This window comes from Tardiphaga sp. 37S4, assembly GCF_021044645.1.
Lineage (GTDB): Bacteria > Pseudomonadota > Alphaproteobacteria > Rhizobiales > Xanthobacteraceae > Tardiphaga > Tardiphaga robiniae.
On the sequence record NZ_CP088008.1, the window covers coordinates 1,740,990 to 1,757,594 of the forward strand.

At 60.0% G+C, this 16,605-nt stretch carries 27 protein-coding genes; all 27 read left to right on the forward strand.

Features of this window, described 5'->3' with window-relative positions:
* Positions 1-128 precede the first annotated feature (128 nt).
* The 27 genes from rpsL to LPB73_RS08550 all read left to right on the forward strand — a co-directional run bounded on the left by rpsL (position 129) and on the right by LPB73_RS08550 (position 16,480).
* On the forward strand, positions 129-500 hold the full coding sequence (gene rpsL, locus LPB73_RS08420; protein WP_068731626.1) for a 30S ribosomal protein S12: 372 nt from the start codon (positions 129-131) through the stop codon (positions 498-500).
* Between the two features lie 15 nt (positions 501-515).
* On the forward strand, positions 516-986 hold the full coding sequence (rpsG, locus tag LPB73_RS08425; RefSeq protein WP_068731502.1) for a 30S ribosomal protein S7: 471 nt from the start codon (positions 516-518) through the stop codon (positions 984-986).
* A 31-nt stretch (positions 987-1,017) separates the two neighbouring features.
* Complete coding sequence (gene fusA, locus LPB73_RS08430; protein ID WP_089268268.1) at positions 1,018-3,090, forward strand: elongation factor G; 2,073 nt, start codon at positions 1,018-1,020, stop codon at positions 3,088-3,090.
* 39 nt (positions 3,091-3,129) lie between these two features.
* Positions 3,130-4,320, forward strand: coding sequence for an elongation factor Tu (gene tuf, locus LPB73_RS08435; protein ID WP_184517871.1), 1,191 nt, complete (start codon positions 3,130-3,132; stop codon positions 4,318-4,320).
* An 83-nt stretch (positions 4,321-4,403) separates the two neighbouring features.
* Positions 4,404-4,712, forward strand: a complete 309-nt coding sequence (gene rpsJ, locus LPB73_RS08440) for a 30S ribosomal protein S10 (protein ID WP_013166261.1) — start codon at positions 4,404-4,406, stop codon at positions 4,710-4,712.
* Positions 4,713-4,763: 51 nt separating this feature from the next.
* Positions 4,764-5,489 (forward strand): 50S ribosomal protein L3, encoded by a 726-nt coding sequence (rplC, locus tag LPB73_RS08445; RefSeq protein ID WP_068731496.1) that lies wholly within the window; start codon positions 4,764-4,766, stop codon positions 5,487-5,489.
* Between the two features lies 1 nt (position 5,490).
* Entirely contained in the window at positions 5,491-6,111 is a 621-nt protein-coding gene (gene rplD / locus LPB73_RS08450) for a 50S ribosomal protein L4 (RefSeq protein WP_089268169.1), read from the forward strand.
* A complete protein-coding gene (locus tag LPB73_RS08455) occupies positions 6,108-6,407 on the forward strand; it encodes a 50S ribosomal protein L23 (protein ID WP_068731492.1) in 300 nt (99 codons plus the stop codon). Before rplD ends, LPB73_RS08455 begins: the two co-directional genes overlap by 4 nt.
* 12 nt (positions 6,408-6,419) lie before the next feature.
* Positions 6,420-7,253, forward strand: coding sequence for a 50S ribosomal protein L2 (rplB, locus tag LPB73_RS08460; protein WP_068731490.1), 834 nt, complete (start codon positions 6,420-6,422; stop codon positions 7,251-7,253).
* Positions 7,254-7,265: 12 nt separating this feature from the next.
* Positions 7,266-7,544: a 30S ribosomal protein S19 gene (gene rpsS, locus LPB73_RS08465; RefSeq protein ID WP_089268170.1), complete on the forward strand. Its 279-nt coding sequence runs from the start codon at positions 7,266-7,268 to the stop codon at positions 7,542-7,544.
* A gap of 10 nt (positions 7,545-7,554) precedes the next feature.
* On the forward strand, positions 7,555-7,941 hold the full coding sequence (gene rplV, locus LPB73_RS08470; protein ID WP_068731486.1) for a 50S ribosomal protein L22: 387 nt from the start codon (positions 7,555-7,557) through the stop codon (positions 7,939-7,941).
* A gap of 19 nt (positions 7,942-7,960) precedes the next feature.
* The gene (rpsC, locus tag LPB73_RS08475; RefSeq protein WP_068731624.1) at positions 7,961-8,659 is read left to right on the forward strand and encodes a 30S ribosomal protein S3; all 699 of its coding nucleotides are present in this window, start codon (positions 7,961-7,963) and stop codon (positions 8,657-8,659) included.
* A gap of 32 nt (positions 8,660-8,691) precedes the next feature.
* A complete protein-coding gene (gene rplP / locus LPB73_RS08480; protein WP_089268171.1) occupies positions 8,692-9,105 on the forward strand; it encodes a 50S ribosomal protein L16 in 414 nt (137 codons plus the stop codon).
* Positions 9,106-9,109: 4 nt separating this feature from the next.
* Entirely contained in the window at positions 9,110-9,319 is a 210-nt protein-coding gene (gene rpmC / locus LPB73_RS08485; protein ID WP_089268172.1) for a 50S ribosomal protein L29, read from the forward strand.
* 10 nt (positions 9,320-9,329) lie between these two features.
* Complete coding sequence (gene rpsQ / locus LPB73_RS08490; protein WP_089268173.1) at positions 9,330-9,578, forward strand: 30S ribosomal protein S17; 249 nt, start codon at positions 9,330-9,332, stop codon at positions 9,576-9,578.
* A 41-nt stretch (positions 9,579-9,619) separates the two neighbouring features.
* Positions 9,620-9,988: a 50S ribosomal protein L14 gene (gene rplN, locus LPB73_RS08495; protein ID WP_068731479.1), complete on the forward strand. Its 369-nt coding sequence runs from the start codon at positions 9,620-9,622 to the stop codon at positions 9,986-9,988.
* Complete coding sequence (gene rplX, locus LPB73_RS08500) at positions 9,988-10,302, forward strand: 50S ribosomal protein L24 (RefSeq protein WP_068731477.1); 315 nt, start codon at positions 9,988-9,990, stop codon at positions 10,300-10,302. The genes rplN and rplX overlap by 1 nt, the downstream gene beginning before the upstream one ends.
* Positions 10,295-10,855, forward strand: a complete 561-nt coding sequence (rplE, locus tag LPB73_RS08505; RefSeq protein ID WP_089268174.1) for a 50S ribosomal protein L5 — start codon at positions 10,295-10,297, stop codon at positions 10,853-10,855. Before rplX ends, rplE begins: the two co-directional genes overlap by 8 nt.
* A gap of 43 nt (positions 10,856-10,898) precedes the next feature.
* Positions 10,899-11,204, forward strand: a complete 306-nt coding sequence (gene rpsN / locus LPB73_RS08510) for a 30S ribosomal protein S14 (protein ID WP_089268175.1) — start codon at positions 10,899-10,901, stop codon at positions 11,202-11,204.
* 12 nt (positions 11,205-11,216) lie between these two features.
* Positions 11,217-11,615: a 30S ribosomal protein S8 gene (rpsH, locus tag LPB73_RS08515; RefSeq protein WP_089268176.1), complete on the forward strand. Its 399-nt coding sequence runs from the start codon at positions 11,217-11,219 to the stop codon at positions 11,613-11,615.
* Between the two features lie 13 nt (positions 11,616-11,628).
* Positions 11,629-12,162: a 50S ribosomal protein L6 gene (gene rplF, locus LPB73_RS08520; protein ID WP_089268177.1), complete on the forward strand. Its 534-nt coding sequence runs from the start codon at positions 11,629-11,631 to the stop codon at positions 12,160-12,162.
* An 11-nt stretch (positions 12,163-12,173) separates the two neighbouring features.
* The gene (gene rplR, locus LPB73_RS08525; RefSeq protein ID WP_068731467.1) at positions 12,174-12,536 is read left to right on the forward strand and encodes a 50S ribosomal protein L18; all 363 of its coding nucleotides are present in this window, start codon (positions 12,174-12,176) and stop codon (positions 12,534-12,536) included.
* Between the two features lie 87 nt (positions 12,537-12,623).
* A complete protein-coding gene (gene rpsE / locus LPB73_RS08530) occupies positions 12,624-13,196 on the forward strand; it encodes a 30S ribosomal protein S5 (RefSeq protein ID WP_068731465.1) in 573 nt (190 codons plus the stop codon).
* Positions 13,197-13,276: 80 nt separating this feature from the next.
* Entirely contained in the window at positions 13,277-13,471 is a 195-nt protein-coding gene (gene rpmD, locus LPB73_RS08535; RefSeq protein WP_068731463.1) for a 50S ribosomal protein L30, read from the forward strand.
* Positions 13,472-13,586: 115 nt separating this feature from the next.
* Positions 13,587-14,072, forward strand: a complete 486-nt coding sequence (gene rplO, locus LPB73_RS08540) for a 50S ribosomal protein L15 (protein ID WP_068731461.1) — start codon at positions 13,587-13,589, stop codon at positions 14,070-14,072.
* Positions 14,073-14,222: 150 nt separating this feature from the next.
* On the forward strand, positions 14,223-15,554 hold the full coding sequence (gene secY / locus LPB73_RS08545; RefSeq protein ID WP_089268179.1) for a preprotein translocase subunit SecY: 1,332 nt from the start codon (positions 14,223-14,225) through the stop codon (positions 15,552-15,554).
* Entirely contained in the window at positions 15,551-16,480 is a 930-nt protein-coding gene (locus tag LPB73_RS08550; RefSeq protein WP_231080289.1) for an adenylate kinase, read from the forward strand. The genes secY and LPB73_RS08550 overlap by 4 nt, the downstream gene beginning before the upstream one ends.
* Positions 16,481-16,605: the final 125 nt, after the last annotated feature.

The window sequence follows — 16,605 nt, forward strand, 5'->3', positions numbered from 1 at the left end:
ATGAATGGTTGGCGTGATTTCGTTTTGCGTGAAGCTTTTCACGTGATGCGAACCGTGGGGCAGGTTGCTCCGATGTGATTTTGAGGAAGCCGTTACGGCTTCGAGCGAACTAAAGGGTGAAGGCTGACATGCCGACGATCAACCAGCTGATCGCTACTCCGCGCGCAATTCAGAAGTCGCGCAAGAAGGTTCCTGCGCTGCAGCAGTCGCCGCAGAAGCGCGGCGTTTGCACGCGCGTCTACACGACGACTCCGAAGAAGCCGAACTCGGCGCTTCGTAAGGTTGCCAAGGTGCGTCTGACCAATGGCTTCGAAGTCATCGGTTACATTCCGGGTGAAGGTCATAACCTTCAGGAGCACTCCGTGGTCATGATCCGTGGCGGTCGCGTCAAGGATTTGCCCGGCGTGCGTTACCACATTCTCCGCGGCGTGCTGGATACCCAGGGCGTCAAGAACCGTAAGCAGCGTCGTTCGAAGTACGGCGCGAAGCGTCCGAAGTAAGCCGGGGTCTGATCGATGTCTCGTCGCCATTCTGCTGAAAAGCGTGAAGTTAACCCGGATCCGAAGTTCGGGAACGTCATCGTCACCAAGTTCATGAATTCGATCATGTATGACGGCAAGAAGTCTGCCGCCGAAACCATCGTTTACGGTGCTTTCGAAATGATCGAAGCGAAGACCAAGCAGGGTCCGCTCGGCGTGTTCGAGCAGGCTTTGGAAAATGTGATGCCGACGATCGAAGTTCGTTCGCGTCGCGTCGGTGGCGCCACCTATCAGGTGCCGGTTGAAGTCCGCAGCATTCGGCGCCAGGCGCTGGGCATTCGCTGGCTGATCACCGCTGCGCGCGCTCGCAACGAGAAGACCATGACCGAGCGTCTTTCGGCTGAGCTGCTCGATGCATCAAACAACCGTGGTAACGCCGTGAAGAAGCGGGAAGACGTGCACAAGATGGCGGAAGCCAACCGTGCATTCTCGCATTATCGCTGGTAACGGCGAAACTCCGGAATTTAAGGAACATCCCATGCCTCGCGTACATGCCATTGAGGACTACCGTAACTTCGGTATCATGGCGCATATCGATGCCGGTAAGACGACAACGACCGAGCGCATCCTCTATTACACCGGCAAGAGCCACAAAATCGGCGAAGTGCACGAAGGTGCCGCGACGATGGATTGGATGGAGCAGGAGCAGGAGCGTGGCATCACCATCACGTCCGCTGCCACCACTGCATTCTGGAACGGCCATCGCCTGAACATCATCGACACCCCCGGCCACGTCGACTTCACGATTGAAGTCGAGCGTTCGCTGCGCGTGCTCGACGGCGCCGTGTGCGTTCTCGACTCCAACCAGGGCGTCGAGCCGCAGACCGAAACCGTCTGGCGTCAGGGCGACAAGTACAAGGTTCCGCGGATCGTTTTCGCGAACAAGATGGATAAGACCGGCGCTGACTTCTACAAGTGCCTGCAGGACATCATCGACCGTCTCGGCGCGAAGCCCGTTGCGATCCAGCTGCCGATCGGCGCTGAGAACGACTTCGTCGGCATGGTCGATCTCGTGATCATGAAGGCCTATATCTGGAACAACGAGGCCCTCGGCGCGAAGTACGAGACCGTCGACATTCCGGCTGACCTGGTCGAGAAGGCCAAGGAATATCGCGAGAAGCTGCTCGAAGCCGCCGTCGAACTCGACGATGAGGCGATGACTGCTTACCTCGACGGCACCGAGCCGGACGAGGCGACCCTCAAGCGTCTGATCCGTAAGGCCGTGCTGACTGGCGCGTTCTACCCGGTTCTCTGCGGCTCGGCCTTCAAGAACAAGGGCGTGCAGCCTTTGCTCGACGCGGTTGTCGATTATCTGCCGTCGCCGGTTGACGTTCCTGCCATCAAGGGCACGGACGAAGACGGCAACGAGATCCTCCGCAAGGCGGACGACAAGGAGCCGCTGGCTCTGCTCGCATTCAAGATCATGGACGATCCGTTCGTCGGCACCATCACGTTCTGCCGCATCTATTCGGGTGTTCTGCAGAGCGGCACCGGTGTCGTGAATTCGACCCGTGAGAAGAAAGAACGTATCGGCCGCATGCTGTTGATGCATGCGAACAACCGCGAAGACATCAAGGAAGCCTTTGCCGGCGACATCGTCGCTCTGGCTGGCCTCAAGGAAGCCCGCACCGGTGACACGCTTTGCGATCCGGACAAGCAGGTCATTCTCGAGCGCATGGAATTCCCGGAGCCGGTGATCGAAATCGCGATCGAGCCGAAGTCCAAGGCCGACCAGGAAAAGCTGGGCGTCGCTCTGGCGAAGCTCGCTGCGGAAGATCCGTCGTTCCGCGTGTCGACCGACCACGAGTCCGGCCAGACCATCCTGAAGGGCATGGGCGAACTCCATCTCGACATCAAGGTCGACATTCTGCGCCGTACCTACAAGGTCGATGCGAATATCGGCGCACCGCAGGTGGCGTTCCGTGAGAAGATCACGAAGCGCGCTGAAGTCGACTACACCCACAAGAAGCAGACCGGTGGTACCGGCCAGTTCGCCCGCGTCAAGTTCGTGGTCGAGCCGGGCGAGCCGGGTTCGGGCTTCGTGTTTGAATCCAAGGTCGTCGGTGGTTCGGTTCCGAAGGAATACATCCCCGGCGTCGAAAAGGGTCTCAACAGTGTCATGACCTCGGGCGTGGTCGCGGGCTTCCCCGTGGTCGACGTTCATGTCCAGCTGGTTGACGGCGCCTATCACGACGTCGACTCGTCGGCATTGGCCTTCGAAATTGCTTCGCGCGCGGCACTCCGCGACGCGCTGCAGAAGGGCAAGTCCGTTCTGCTCGAGCCGATCATGAAGGTCGAATGCGTGACCCCGGAAGACTACACCGGTTCGGTCATCGGCGACTTGAACTCGCGGCGCGGTCAGATCCAGGGTCAGGACATGCGCGGCAACGCCAACGTCATCAATGCGATGGTGCCGCTCATGAACATGTTCGGTTACGTGAACACGCTGCGCTCGATGAGCCAGGGTCGTGCAACGTTCTCGATGTCATTCGATCACTACGCGGAAGCGCCGGCCAATGTGTCGGCAGAAGTCCAGAAGAAGTTTGCCTGATTGTCGTTAGCGACAGTTGACGACTAAACGGAGAGAGTCATGGCCAAAGCAAAATTTGAACGTAACAAGCCGCACTGCAATATTGGTACGATCGGTCACGTTGACCACGGCAAGACGTCGCTGACGGCGGCGATCACGAAGGTGCTGGCAGAGACGGGCGGTGCCACGTTCACCGCTTACGACCAGATCGACAAGGCGCCCGAGGAGAAGGCCCGCGGCATCACCATTTCGACGGCGCACGTCGAATACGAGACCGCCAACCGCCACTACGCCCACGTCGATTGCCCCGGCCACGCCGACTATGTGAAGAACATGATCACCGGCGCCGCGCAGATGGACGGTGGCATCCTGGTCGTGTCGGCCGCTGACGGCCCGATGCCGCAGACCCGCGAGCACATCCTGCTCGCCCGCCAGGTCGGCGTTCCCGCGCTGGTCGTGTTCCTGAACAAGTGCGACATGGTCGACGATCCGGAACTGCTCGAGCTCGTGGAAATGGAAGTCCGCGAACTTCTCTCGAAGTACGACTTCCCGGGCGATGATATTCCGATCATCAAGGGTTCGGCGCTGGCCGCTCTCGAAAACTCGGATCAGAAGCTCGGTCACGACGCCATTCTCGAACTGATGAAGAATGTCGACAGCTACATCCCGCAGCCGGAGCGTCCGGTTGACCAGCCGTTCCTGATGCCGGTGGAAGACGTGTTCTCGATCTCGGGCCGTGGTACGGTCGTGACCGGCCGCGTCGAGCGCGGCATCGTCAAGGTCGGTGAGGAAATCGAAATCGTCGGCATCCGCGCCACGCAGAAGACGATCTGCACCGGCGTTGAAATGTTCCGCAAGCTGCTCGATCAGGGCCAGGCCGGCGACAACATCGGCGCGCTGCTGCGCGGCACCAAGCGTGAAGACGTCGAGCGCGGCCAGGTGCTGTGCAAGCCGGGTTCGGTGAAGCCCCACACCAAGTTCAAGGCCGAGGCTTACATCCTCACCAAGGAAGAGGGTGGCCGTCACACGCCGTTCTTCACCAACTACCGTCCGCAGTTCTACTTCCGCACCACCGACGTGACCGGTGTTGTGCATCTGCCGGAAGGCACCGAAATGGTGATGCCGGGCGACAACATCGCCATGGAAGTGCACCTGATCGTGCCGATCGCGATGGAAGAAAAGCTGCGCTTCGCCATCCGTGAAGGCGGCCGCACCGTCGGTGCAGGCGTCGTCGCTAGCATCATCGAGTAAGGACGCGAACAGGAAGTCGTGAGTAGCGGGTCTCGCTACTCGCTACTCGCAACAACCATTCGCTTTCAAAGAAAGACACGGCAATGAACGGCCAGAATATCCGCATTCGTCTCAAGGCGTTCGATCATCGTATCCTCGATGCATCGACCCGTGAGATCGTAAGCACCGCGAAGCGCACGGGTGCACAGGTCCGTGGACCCATCCCGCTGCCGACGCGCATCGAGAAGTTCACGGTCAACCGTTCGCCGCACGTCGACAAGAAGAGCCGCGAGCAGTTCGAGATGCGCACCCATAAGCGTCTTCTCGATATCGTCGATCCGACCCCGCAGACAGTCGATGCTTTGATGAAGCTCGACCTGGCCGCCGGTGTCGACGTCGAGATCAAGCTCTAAGTATTTAGGTCCCGTCCGGTCAAACGGACAGAAAGAACAGGAAGCACGCCGATGCGCTCCGGAGTGATCGCACAAAAGGTCGGGATGACCCGGGTCTTCACAGACGCCGGTGAACATATCCCTGTGACCGTGCTCAAGCTGGGTAACTGCCAGGTGGTTGGCCACCTCACCAGCGAGAAGAACGGTTACGTCGCGCTGCAGCTCGGATCGGGCTCGCGCAAGACCGTGTATTTGCCCAAGGCTGAACGCGGCCAGTTCGCGGTCGCCAAGGTTGAACCCAAGCGGAAGGTCGCGGAATTCCGCGTGTCGGAAGACGCGCTGATCCCGGTCGGCGCCGAGATCCAGGCAGACCACTTCGTGGTTGGCCAGTTCGTCGATGTCACCGGCACCTCGGTCGGTAAGGGCTTCGCCGGTGGTATGAAGCGCTGGAATTTCGGCGGTCTTCGCGCCACGCACGGTGTGTCGGTTTCGCATCGTTCGATCGGTTCGACCGGTGGTCGTCAGGATCCCGGCAAGACCTTCAAGAACAAGAAGATGCCCGGTCACATGGGTGTCGATCGTATCACCACGCTCAACCTGCGCGTCGTGCAGCTTGATGTCGAGCGCGGCCTGATCCTCGTCGAAGGCGCCGTTCCCGGCTCCAAGGGCGGCTGGATTTCGGTTCGCGATGCGGTGAAGAAGGCTCTGCCGAAGGACGCGCCGAAGCCCGGCAAGTTCAAGCTGGCAGGAGAGGGTGCGACCGTTGAAGCACCTGCGGCCGAGCAGGAAGGAGCGTGAGATGAAACTGAACGTCACCACGCTTGAGGGCAAGGACGCCGGCTCGATCGAGCTGTCGGATGCCATCTTCGGTCTCGATCCGCGCGCCGACATCATCCAGCGTTGCGTCAACTGGCAGCTCGCAAAGCGCCAGTCGGGCAACCACAAGGCCAAGGGCCGCGCCGAAATCTGGCGCACTGGCAAGAAGATGTACAAGCAGAAGGGCACCGGCGGTGCTCGTCACGGTTCGGCTCGCGTTCCGCAGTTCCGCGGCGGTGGTCGTGCCTTCGGTCCGGTCGTTCGCTCCCATGCGTTCGATCTGCCGAAGAAGGTCCGTGCACTCGCGCTGAAGCATGCTCTGTCGGCGAAGGCCAAGGACGGCGGCTTGATCGTGATCGAGAACGCCAACCTGGAAGCCGCCAAGACCAAGGCTCTGCTCGGTCACTTCACGGGTCTCGGCCTGACCAACGCGCTGATCATCGATGGCGCCGAGGTTCATGTCGGTTTCGCTCAGGCGGCCCGTAACATTCCGAACATCGACGTGCTGCCGATCCAGGGCATCAACGTCTATGACATTCTGCGTCGTCAGAAGCTGGTTCTGACCAAGGCGGCGCTTGATGCGTTGGAGGCGCGCTTCAAATGAAGAATATCGACCCGCGCCATTACGACGTGATCGTCGCCCCTGTGGTGACGGAAAAGGCCACTGTCGCTTCTGAATTCAACAAGGTTGTTTTCAAGGTCGACGGCAAGGCCACCAAGCCGCAGATCAAGGAAGCCGTCGAAAAGCTGTTCGACGTCAAGGTAAAGAGCGTGAACACGCTGGTTCGCAAGGGCAAGACGAAGATCTTCCGTGGCAACCTCGGTTCACAGTCGAACGTCAAGCGTGCGATCGTGACCCTCGAAGAGGGCCACCGCATCGACGTTACGACCGGACTGTAAGGGCGATCAACGATGGCACTTAAGACATTCAACCCAACGACACCCGGCCAGCGTCAGCTGGTCATGGTGGATCGTTCCGCGCTGTACAAGGGCAAGCCTGTCAAGGCTCTGACCGAAGGCAAGCACTCGGCTGGCGGTCGTAACAACACCGGTCGCATCACGGTGCGCTTCCGTGGCGGTGGCCACAAGAAGTCCTATCGTATCGTCGACTTCAAGCGTTCCAAGGTCGACGTTCCGGCTGTGGTCGAGCGTCTGGAATACGATCCGAACCGCACCGCGTTCATCGCGCTGATCAAGTACACCGATGGCGAGCAGGCTTATATCCTGGCGCCGCAGCGTCTGGCCGTTGGCGATACCGTCATCGCCGGCAGCTATGTCGACGTGAAGCCGGGCAATGTCATGCCGCTCGGCAACATGCCGATCGGCACGATCATCCACAACGTCGAGATGAAGATCGGGAAGGGCGGCCAGATCGCTCGTTCCGCCGGCACCTATGCCCAGCTCGTCGGTCGTGACCATGATTACGTGATCATCCGTCTGAACTCGGGCGAACAGCGCCTGGTTCACGGTCGTTGCACCGCCACCATCGGCGCTGTGTCGAACCCGGATCACATGAACATCTCGATCGGCAAGGCCGGTCGTACCCGCTGGCTCGGCTGGCGTCCGCATAACCGCGGCGTCGTCATGAACCCGATCGACCATCCGCACGGTGGTGGTGAAGGTCGTACCTCGGGTGGTCGTCACCCGGTTACGCCCTGGGGCAAGCCGACCAAGGGCAAGAAGACCCGGTCGAACAAGTCGACCAACAAGTTCATTCTCATCAGCCGCCACAAGCGGAAGAAGTAAGGATCGCCGGACATGGTTCGTTCAGTCTGGAAAGGCCCGTTCGTCGAGGGTTCGCTGCTCAAGAAGGCAGATGCCGCTCGTTCGTCTGGTCGTCATGATGTGATCAAGATCTGGAGCCGTCGCTCGACGATCTTGCCGCAGTTCGTGGGTCTCACCTTCGGCGTTTACAACGGCCAGAAGCATGTACCTGTCGCTGTGAACGAGGAAATGGTTGGTCACAAGTTCGGCGAGTTCTCGCCGACCCGTACCTTCCATGGCCACGCCGGCGACAAGAAAGCCAAGAAGGGCTGAGGACTAAGTCATGAGCAAGCCAAAGCGCGAACGGAGCCTCCCGGATAACGAGGCCAAGGCGATCGCCCGCATGTTGCGCGTGAGCCCGCAGAAGCTGAACCTGGTTGCGCAGATGATCCGCGGCCGCAAGGCTTCGGCTGCACTCGCCGACCTGCAGTTCTCGCGCAAGCGGATCGCGGTCGACGTGAAGAAGTGCCTGGAATCGGCGATCGCTAACGCCGAGAACAACCATGACCTCGACGTTGACGCACTGATCGTCTCCGAGGCGCATGTCGGCAAGGGCATCGTGATGAAGCGTTTCAGTCCGCGCGGCCGTGGCCGTTCGGGCCGTATCTTTAAACCGTTTGCGCAGCTGACGATTGTCGTTCGTCAGGTCGAAGCAGAAGCAGCAGCGTAAGCAGGCGCAGGAGAATAAGATGGGTCAGAAGATCAATCCAATCGGTCTGCGTCTTGGCATCAACCGTACGTGGGATTCACGTTGGTATGCCGGCAAGAACGAATACGGCAAGTTGTTGCACGAAGACGTCAAGATCCGCGAGATCCTGCACAAGGAGCTCAAGCAGGCTGCCGTCGCCAAGATCATCATCGAGCGCCCGCACAAGAAGTGCCGCGTGACTATTCAGTCGGCTCGTCCGGGTGTTGTCATCGGCAAGAAGGGCGCTGACATCGACAAGCTTCGCAAGAAGGTTGCCGACATCACCTCGTCGGACGTGGTGATCAACATCGTCGAAATCCGCAAGCCGGAGCTCGATGCGACCCTGGTCGCCGAGTCGATCGCGCAGCAGCTCGAGCGCCGCGTTGCGTTCCGCCGTGCGATGAAGCGGGCAGTGCAGTCGGCAATGCGTCTCGGCGCCGAAGGCATTCGTATCAACTGCTCGGGTCGTCTGGGCGGTGCGGAAATCGCGCGTATGGAATGGTATCGCGAAGGTCGCGTGCCGCTGCATACGCTGCGTGCGGATATCGATTACGGCGTAGCCACCGCGTTCACGACGTTCGGCACCTGCGGCGTCAAGGTCTGGATATTCAAGGGCGAAATCCTCGAGCACGATCCGATGGCTCAGGACAAGCGCATGGCCGAGGGTGACAATTCCCGGCCGCGTCGCGACGCTGCTTGAGCGTTTAATTAGAAGGTTTGAGGGCGTAAGCCATGATGCAACCAAAGAAGACCAAGTTCCGGAAGGCGCATAAGGGCCGGATCCACGGCGTTGCGACTTCGGGCGCCACGCTGGCTTTCGGTCAGTTCGGCCTGAAGGCAATGGCGCCGGAACGTCTGACCGCGCGTCAGATCGAAGCTGCCCGTCGCGCGCTGACCCGTCACATGAAGCGTGCCGGCCGCGTCTGGATCCGGGTGTTCCCGGATCTTCCGGTTTCGAAGAAGCCCGCTGAAGTCCGAATGGGCTCCGGCAAGGGTACCCCGGAACTGTGGGTTGCGCGCGTCAAGCCAGGCCGAGTGATCTTCGAGATCGACGGTGTCACCACGCAGATTGCCAAGGAAGCGATGACCCTCGCTGCCGCCAAGCTGCCGATCAAGACGCGTTTCGTTACGCGCATTGCGGAGTAGAGCCATGGCCGAAATGAAAACCAGCGATATCCGCGCAATGAGCCCCGATCAGATGGACGACGCCGTCCTCAATCTGAAGAAGGAGCGCTTCAACCTGCGCTTCCAGCGCGCCACCGGGCAGCTGGAAAACACTTCTCGCCTTCGTGAGGCGCGTCGTGATATTGCACGAATCAAGACCATCGCCGCGCAGAAGCGCGACGGTAAGTCGAAGTAAGGGGCCGAACATGCCGAAACGTACTCTGCAGGGCGTGGTCGTCAGCGACAAGCAAGCCAAGACGGTTGTTGTTCGCGTTGACCGTCGCTTTACGCACCCGATCTACAAGAAGACCATTCGCCGTTCGAAAAACTACCATGCCCACGACGAGAACAACGAGTTCAAGCCGGGCGATATGGTGTGGATCGAAGAGAGCAAGCCGATGTCGAAGCTGAAGCACTGGACGGTTGTCCGGGGCGAACAGAAGAAGACTGCCTAAAAATCGCGCATTAGCGCATAAACAGAGGACGAGGTGCATCAATGATTCAGATGCAGACCAACCTCGACGTGGCCGATAATTCAGGCGCACGCCGTGTCATGTGCATTAAGGTGATTGGTGGATCCAAGCGCCGTTATGCATCCGTTGGCGACGTAATTGTCGTATCGATCAAGGAAGCCATCCCACGCGGGAAGGTTAAGAAGGGCGACGTCATGAAGGCGGTCGTCGTGCGCGTCCGCAAGGACATTCGCCGCCCGGATGGCTCTGTCATCCGCTTCGATCGCAACGCTGCCGTGCTGATCAACAATCAGTCCGAGCCGATCGGTACCCGTATCTTCGGGCCCGTGCCGCGTGAGCTGCGCGCCAAGAACCACATGAAGATCATCTCGCTTGCGCCGGAGGTGCTGTAATGGCTGCCAAAATTCGCAAGGGTGACAAGGTCATCGTGCTGAACGGTCGCGACAAGGGCCGTACCGGCGAAGTGTTTGAAGTGCGCCCGACCGAGGGCAAGGCGCTGGTTCGCGGCGTCAACCTGGTCAAGCGTCACCAGAAGCAGACCCAGGCACAGGAAGGCGGCATCATCTCGAAAGAGGCGCCGATCCAACTGTCCAACATCGCGATCGTCGGCAAGGACGGCAAGCCGACTCGCGTTGGTTTCAAGATCCAGGCTGATGGCACCAAGGTGCGTATCGCCAAGCGTTCGGGAGCAGAGATCGATGTCTGAGACCGTCTACATTCCGCGCCTGCGCGTCGAATACGACAAGTCCATTCGTGCCAAGCTGACTGAACAGTTCGGCTACGAAAACGTCATGCAGGTTCCGCGCCTCGACAAGATCGTCCTGAACATGGGCGTTGGCGAAGCTGTGAACGACCGCAAGAAGGCCGAAACCGCTGCCGGCGACCTGTCGCTGATCGCCGGTCAGAAGGCCATCGTGACCTATTCGCGCGTTGCTATCGCGACCTTCAAGCTGCGTGAAAACCAGCCGATCGGCGCCAAGGTGACTCTCCGCAAGACGAAGATGTACGAGTTCATCGATCGTCTGGTGAACGTCGCTCTGCCGCGCGTGCGAGATTTCCGTGGCCTGAACGCCAAGAGCTTCGACGGCCGTGGCAACTACTCGCTCGGTCTCAAAGAGCACATCATTTTCCCGGAAATCGATTTCGACAAGGCCGGGGATACGCCGCTGGGCATGGACATCACGGTGTGCACCACTGCGCGCACCGACGACGAGGCCCGCGCTTTGTTGACCGCTTTCAATTTCCCGTTCCGGCAGTGAGTAGCTGAAAAGCTTCTCAAACGCGGTAACCCAGGAGCCAAGCATGGCAAAGAAGAGTTCGATCGAGAAGAACAACCGTCGGAAGAAGATGTCCGCGAACGCTGCGCCGAAGCGCGCGCGTCTCAAGGCCATCATCGCCGACAAGACCAAGCCGATGGAAGAGCGGTTCGCCGCAACGCTGAAGCTCGCCGAGCTTCCGCGCAATTCGTCGCCCGTTCGGATCATGAACCGTTGCGAAATCACCGGTCGTCCGCATTCGGTCTATCGTATCAACAAGCTCAGCCGTATCGCGCTGCGTGAACTGGGCTCGAAGGGCCTGGTTCCCGGGCTCGTGAAGTCCAGCTGGTAAGGGGGGCGGAACATGTCGACCCACGATCCAATCAGCGATCTCATCACCCGTATCCGCAATGCGCAGATGCGTACCAAGTCCAAGGTTTCGACCCCGGGCTCCAAGATGCGCGCCAACGTGCTCGAAGTGCTGAAGAACGAAGGCTACATCCGTGGCTTCGCCAGCGTCGAGCATTCGTCGGGCCGTTCGGAACTCGAGATCGAACTCAAGTATTTCGATGGCGAACCGGTCATCCGCGAAATCGAGCGTGTTTCGAAGCCAGGACGTCGCGTTTACGTCTCGGTGAAGAACCTGCCGCGCGTGAAGAACGGCCTCGGTATCTCCGTTTTGTCGACGCCCAAGGGAATTATGGCCGACCACGACGCGCGCGACGCGAATGTGGGCGGTGAAGTTCTCTTCACGGTGTTCTGAGGAAGGATCAGTCATGTCACGAGTTGGCAAGAAGCCAGTGGCGGTGACCGCGGGAGTTACCGCGTCCGTCGAAGGCCAGACCGTCAAGATGAAGGGCCCCAAGGGCGCTCTTCAGTTCGTCGTGCACGACGACGTGGTGGTGAAGATGGAAGAGGGCGCAATCAAGGTTGCTCCTCGCGTCGAAACCAACCGCGCTCGCGCACTGTACGGTACCGCTCGCGCGCAGATCGCGAATCTGCTCGAAGGCGTTACCAAAGGTTTCGAGAAGAAGCTCGAGATCACCGGCGTCGGTTATCGTGCGGCCCTGCAGGGCAAGAACCTGCAGCTGGCGCTCGGTTACAGCCACGATGTCGTCTACGCGATCCCGGAAGGCATCACCATCACGGTGCCGAAGCCGACCGAGATCAACGTCGCCGGCAACGACTCGCAGCGCGTCGGTCAGGTAGCAGCGGAGATCCGCAGCTATCGTCCGCCAGAGCCCTATAAGGGCAAGGGCGTACGTTATTCCGACGAGTTTATCTTCCGCAAGGAAGGCAAGAAGAAGTAACGGAGCCGGTCATGTCGAAACTCAAGATTACGAATGCCCGGCGCAAGCAACGCGTGCGGCTCTCGCTCCGCCGGACTGCCAATGGCCGTCCGCGCCTGTCGATCTTCCGCTCGTCGAAGCACATCTACGCGCAGGTCATCGACGACCTGAAGGGCGAGACGCTCGCTTCCGCGTCGTCGCTGGAGAAGGCGATGCGCGAAACCGGCAAGACCGGTGCGGACGTCGATGCGGCGCAGGCTGTCGGCAAGCTGCTGGCAGAGCGCGCGGTCAAGAATGGCGTCAAGGAAGTGGTGTTCGACCGTGGTCAGTATCTGTACCACGGCCGCGTCAAGGCGCTGGCAGATGCGGCTCGCGAAGGCGGGCTCAGCTTCTAAGCGATTTCACTTTCGTTGATTTGCAAGTTGCAGATTTGAACGGACACAGGGTTAGAAGCGAAAGCTTCGCAAGGATTGGAAAACACCATGGCAGGTGAACGCGAACGCGGCGGACGCGACCGGGGCCCCCGGGAAGAGCGTGATAGTGAGTTCGTCGACAAGCTCGTCCACATCAATCGTGTGGCGAAGGTCGTCAAGGGCGGTAAGCGCTTCGGCTTTGCGGCTCTGGTCGTCATTGGCGATCAGAAAGGCAGGGTCGGGTTCGGTCACGGTAAGGCCCGTGAAGTTCCGGAAGCAATCCGCAAGGCAACCGAGTCGGCCAAGCGCAACCTGACGCGCGTCGCTCTGCGCGAAGGTCGCACGCTGCATCACGACATCGCTGGCCGTCATGGCGCGGGTCGCGTGTATCTGCGTGCTGCTCCGGCTGGTACCGGCATCATCGCCGGCGGTCCGATGCGCGCTGTGTTCGAAACGCTGGGTATCCAGGACGTGGTGGCCAAGTCGATCGGTTCGTCGAATCCCTACAACATGGTTCGCGCCACTTTCGACGCGCTGAAGCATCAGGATTCGCCGCGTTCGGTTGCTGCTCGCCGCAACATCAAGGTGTCCACCCTGCAGTCGCGCCGCGTTGGCGGTGACGCCGAGCTGGTTGCCGAATAACAGGCATGATTCGGAAAAGTGGATCTCCACTTTTCTAATAAGGATCATGCCCTCTAAAAAGACTTTTTGGAGTTATCACGATGGCCAAGGCCGCAAAGATGATCAAGGTCGAGCAGGTCGCCAGCGCAATTCGCCGGCACCACTCGCAGCGTTCTACGCTGATCGGCCTCAAGCTCAACAAGATCGGTCGCGTCAGCGAATTGCAGGACACTCCTGAAGTTCGCGGCATGATCACCAAAGTGCAGCACCTCGTCCGCGTGGTCGAGGATAAGTAAGTTCACGTCGTCTCACTGCGGCCGCCAGGTTGCCGCAGGGATGACACTGTTGACCTTCGAGGTCCGGATCTGCCGGTAAGCCTCGGGAAGACAGGGCGAAACAGGGAAAAGAACGATGAAGCTCAGCGATATCGCCGATAACGCCGGCTCCCGTAAGAAGCGTATGCGCGTCGGCCGTGGCATCGGCTCCGGCAAGGGCAAGACCGCGGGTCGCGGCGGCAAGGGCCAGACCGCGCGTTCAGGCGTCCGCATCAAGGGCTTCGAGGGCGGCCAGATGCCGTTGCATCGTCGTCTGCCGAAGCGCGGCTTCAACAACATCTTCCGTCTCGATTACGCCGAGATCAACCTGGACCGTCTCCAGGACGCGATCGATGCGAAGACCATCGACATCAAGGCCGTGATCAACGCTGAATCGCTGGTGAAGGCTGGCGTTCTGCGCCGCTCGAAGGCCGGTGTGCGTGTTCTCGGCCGTGGCGAGATCAAGGCCAAGATCAACATCGAAGTGCACGGCGCCACCAAGACGGCGATCGAAGCCATCGAGAAAGCCGGCGGTTCGGTGAAGATCATCGCGCCGAAGAAGGCCGACGGCGAAGCTGCGTAACATCTGCGGCATCGCCTGCGTCTGTGGGCGGCCTTGCGTGATGTGGCAGTAGATTTTATCAATGCCGAGCACCAAATAATGTCCGGCCTCCGCTGCATGCCCCGCTCTTTCGGGGCATGATGGCGAAAGGGGCGCGGGAGAAAGCCAAACATGGTCTCTGCAGCAGAGCAATTAGCAGCAAACCTCAACTTTTCGGCCCTCGGCAAGGCCGATGAACTGAAGAAGCGCATCTGGTTCACACTGGGTGCGCTGCTTGTTTATCGGCTCGGCACCTATATTCCGCTGCCCGGCATCGATCCGGCCGCGTGGGAGCAGGTGTTCAAGCAGCAGGCCGGCGGCATCCTCGGCATGTTCAACATGTTCGCGGGCGGCGGCATCAATCGCATGGCGATTTTTGCGCTGAACATCATGCCGTATATTTCGGCATCGATTATCATTCAGCTGCTGACCACCGTGTCGCCCCAGCTCGAAGCTCTCAAGAAAGAGGGCGAGGCGGGCCGCAAGACGCTGAACCAGTACACCCGTTACCTGACTGTCATCCTCGCCGCGTTCCAGTCCTATGCCATTGCGGCGGGCCTGCAGGGCGCCGGCAATGTCGTCAGCGAACCCGGCATGTTCTTCCTGATCTCGACCTCGGTCACGCTGACCGGCGGCACGATGTTCCTGATGTGGCTGGGTGAGCAGATCACCTCGCGCGGCATTGGTAACGGCATCTCGCTGATCATTCTGGCCGGCATCGTGGCCGAGCTTCCGTCGGCGATCGCCAATATGCTCGAACTGGGTCGTCAGGGCGCTCTGTCGACCGGTCTGATCCTGGTCGTCATCGTGATGGCCGTGGTCGTGATCGCCTTCATCGTGTTCATGGAGCGCGCCCAGCGCCGCTTGCTGATCCAGTATCCGAAGCGCCAGGTCGGCAACAAGATGTTCGAGGGCCAGTCCTCGCATCTGCCGCTGAAGCTCAACACTTCGGGTGTGATCCCGCCGATCTTCGCGTCATCGCTGCTGTTGCTGCCAGCGACCATCGCGAGCTTCAACGCAGGGAAGGGGCCGGAATGGTTCCAGTGGCTGACCACGCAGCTAAGCCATGGTCGTCCGCTGTTCCTGATCATGTATGTGTCGCTGATCGTGTTCTTCGCGTTCTTCTATACGGCGATCGTGTTCAACCCGACCGAGACTGCCGACAATCTGAAGAAGCATGGTGGCTTCATCCCAGGCATTCGCCCGGGTGAGCGGACCGCGGAATACATCGACTATGTGCTCTCGCGCATCACTGTACTCGGCGCTGCCTATCTCGCCGTGGTCTGCTTGATCCCCGAGATCCTGATTTCCTACGCCTCGGTGCCTTTCTACTTCGGCGGCACGTCGCTGCTGATCGTGGTCAGTGTCACCATGGACACTGTGGCGCAGGTGCAGGGCTATCTGCTGGCGCACCAGTATGAAGGTTTGATCCGCAAGTCGAAGCTGAGGGGCCGGCGCAAATGAGGTTGATTCTTCTCGGGCCGCCGGGGGCGGGCAAGGGAACTCAGGCACATCGTCTTGTCGAGCGTCACAACATCGTTCAGCTGTCCACCGGTGACATGCTGCGTGCTGCCGTGGCCGCCGAGACCGAAGTTGGCCTCAAGGCCAAGGACATCATGGCCGCTGGCGGCCTGGTGCCCGATGATATTGTGATCGGGATCATCTCGGATCGCATCGAGCTGCCGGATGCCGCCAACGGCTTCATCCTCGACGGCTTCCCGCGTACCGTGCCGCAGGCTGAAGCCTTGGATGCACTGCTGAAGTCCAAGGGGCTTCATCTCGATGCTGCCGTTGAGCTCCGCGTCAATGAGAGCGCGCTGTTGCAGCGTGTCGAAGCCCGGGTCGCGCAGATGATGGAGCGCGGCGAGACCGTGCGCATCGATGATACGCCGGAAGTGCTGTCGAAGCGCCTGGCGAGCTACCGCACCTCGACCGAGCCGCTGGTGCATTATTATTCGGAGAAGCGGAAGCTGGTGACCATCGATGGCATGATGACCATCGAAGAGGTGACGGCTGAAATCAACCGCGTGCTGGCAGCGATTCTCGCCGCCGATGAGTCGGCGAATAAGTCGGCTCGCAAGCCCGCCAAGAAGGCCGCTGCCGCCAAGCGTGGATCTGCTCCGGCCAAGAAAGCGGCCAAATCGGCCAAAAAAGCCGCGAAGGCAGTCAAGAAGGCCAAGAAGGCGCCGGTAAAGGCCGCCAAGAAGGCAAAGGCGGCCAAGAAAGTCGTGAAGAAGACTGTCAAGAAAACGGTCAAAAAGGCGGTAAAAGCAGCCAAAAAGGCTGTAAAATCGGCTTCGAAGGCCAAAACCAGCAAGTCGGCCAAAAAGCCAGCCAAGAAGGCCGGTAAAGTGGCCAAGAAAGCCGGCAAAAAGCGCGTCAAACGCTAGAGCAGGTTGACGAAACGAAGTCGAATACTTTAATAAGGCCCTCATCCAGTCGGAAGATTCCAACGATGCCGGGCCCCACTGAAATCCAGGGGACGGGCGTCGTGTTCGCGTTTGTGAATACCCGC

What these genes read in the sequence shown, in the direction of transcription:
- rpsL (WP_068731626.1), top strand. Translation starts at nt 129, where the DNA reads ATGCCGACGATCAACCAGCTGATCGCTACTCCGCGCGCAATTCAGAAG.
- rpsG (WP_068731502.1), top strand. Translation starts at nt 516, where the DNA reads ATGTCTCGTCGCCATTCTGCTGAAAAGCGTGAAGTTAACCCGGATCCG.
- fusA (WP_089268268.1), top strand. Translation starts at nt 1,018, where the DNA reads ATGCCTCGCGTACATGCCATTGAGGACTACCGTAACTTCGGTATCATG.
- tuf (WP_184517871.1), top strand. Translation starts at nt 3,130, where the DNA reads ATGGCCAAAGCAAAATTTGAACGTAACAAGCCGCACTGCAATATTGGT.
- rpsJ (WP_013166261.1), top strand. Translation starts at nt 4,404, where the DNA reads ATGAACGGCCAGAATATCCGCATTCGTCTCAAGGCGTTCGATCATCGT.
- rplC (WP_068731496.1), top strand. Translation starts at nt 4,764, where the DNA reads ATGCGCTCCGGAGTGATCGCACAAAAGGTCGGGATGACCCGGGTCTTC.
- rplD (WP_089268169.1), top strand. Translation starts at nt 5,491, where the DNA reads ATGAAACTGAACGTCACCACGCTTGAGGGCAAGGACGCCGGCTCGATC.
- LPB73_RS08455 (WP_068731492.1), top strand. Translation starts at nt 6,108, where the DNA reads ATGAAGAATATCGACCCGCGCCATTACGACGTGATCGTCGCCCCTGTG.
- rplB (WP_068731490.1), top strand. Translation starts at nt 6,420, where the DNA reads ATGGCACTTAAGACATTCAACCCAACGACACCCGGCCAGCGTCAGCTG.
- rpsS (WP_089268170.1), top strand. Translation starts at nt 7,266, where the DNA reads ATGGTTCGTTCAGTCTGGAAAGGCCCGTTCGTCGAGGGTTCGCTGCTC.
- rplV (WP_068731486.1), top strand. Translation starts at nt 7,555, where the DNA reads ATGAGCAAGCCAAAGCGCGAACGGAGCCTCCCGGATAACGAGGCCAAG.
- rpsC (WP_068731624.1), top strand. Translation starts at nt 7,961, where the DNA reads ATGGGTCAGAAGATCAATCCAATCGGTCTGCGTCTTGGCATCAACCGT.
- rplP (WP_089268171.1), top strand. Translation starts at nt 8,692, where the DNA reads ATGATGCAACCAAAGAAGACCAAGTTCCGGAAGGCGCATAAGGGCCGG.
- rpmC (WP_089268172.1), top strand. Translation starts at nt 9,110, where the DNA reads ATGGCCGAAATGAAAACCAGCGATATCCGCGCAATGAGCCCCGATCAG.
- rpsQ (WP_089268173.1), top strand. Translation starts at nt 9,330, where the DNA reads ATGCCGAAACGTACTCTGCAGGGCGTGGTCGTCAGCGACAAGCAAGCC.
- rplN (WP_068731479.1), top strand. Translation starts at nt 9,620, where the DNA reads ATGATTCAGATGCAGACCAACCTCGACGTGGCCGATAATTCAGGCGCA.
- rplX (WP_068731477.1), top strand. Translation starts at nt 9,988, where the DNA reads ATGGCTGCCAAAATTCGCAAGGGTGACAAGGTCATCGTGCTGAACGGT.
- rplE (WP_089268174.1), top strand. Translation starts at nt 10,295, where the DNA reads ATGTCTGAGACCGTCTACATTCCGCGCCTGCGCGTCGAATACGACAAG.
- rpsN (WP_089268175.1), top strand. Translation starts at nt 10,899, where the DNA reads ATGGCAAAGAAGAGTTCGATCGAGAAGAACAACCGTCGGAAGAAGATG.
- rpsH (WP_089268176.1), top strand. Translation starts at nt 11,217, where the DNA reads ATGTCGACCCACGATCCAATCAGCGATCTCATCACCCGTATCCGCAAT.
- rplF (WP_089268177.1), top strand. Translation starts at nt 11,629, where the DNA reads ATGTCACGAGTTGGCAAGAAGCCAGTGGCGGTGACCGCGGGAGTTACC.
- rplR (WP_068731467.1), top strand. Translation starts at nt 12,174, where the DNA reads ATGTCGAAACTCAAGATTACGAATGCCCGGCGCAAGCAACGCGTGCGG.
- rpsE (WP_068731465.1), top strand. Translation starts at nt 12,624, where the DNA reads ATGGCAGGTGAACGCGAACGCGGCGGACGCGACCGGGGCCCCCGGGAA.
- rpmD (WP_068731463.1), top strand. Translation starts at nt 13,277, where the DNA reads ATGGCCAAGGCCGCAAAGATGATCAAGGTCGAGCAGGTCGCCAGCGCA.
- rplO (WP_068731461.1), top strand. Translation starts at nt 13,587, where the DNA reads ATGAAGCTCAGCGATATCGCCGATAACGCCGGCTCCCGTAAGAAGCGT.
- secY (WP_089268179.1), top strand. Translation starts at nt 14,223, where the DNA reads ATGGTCTCTGCAGCAGAGCAATTAGCAGCAAACCTCAACTTTTCGGCC.
- LPB73_RS08550 (WP_231080289.1), top strand. Translation starts at nt 15,551, where the DNA reads ATGAGGTTGATTCTTCTCGGGCCGCCGGGGGCGGGCAAGGGAACTCAG.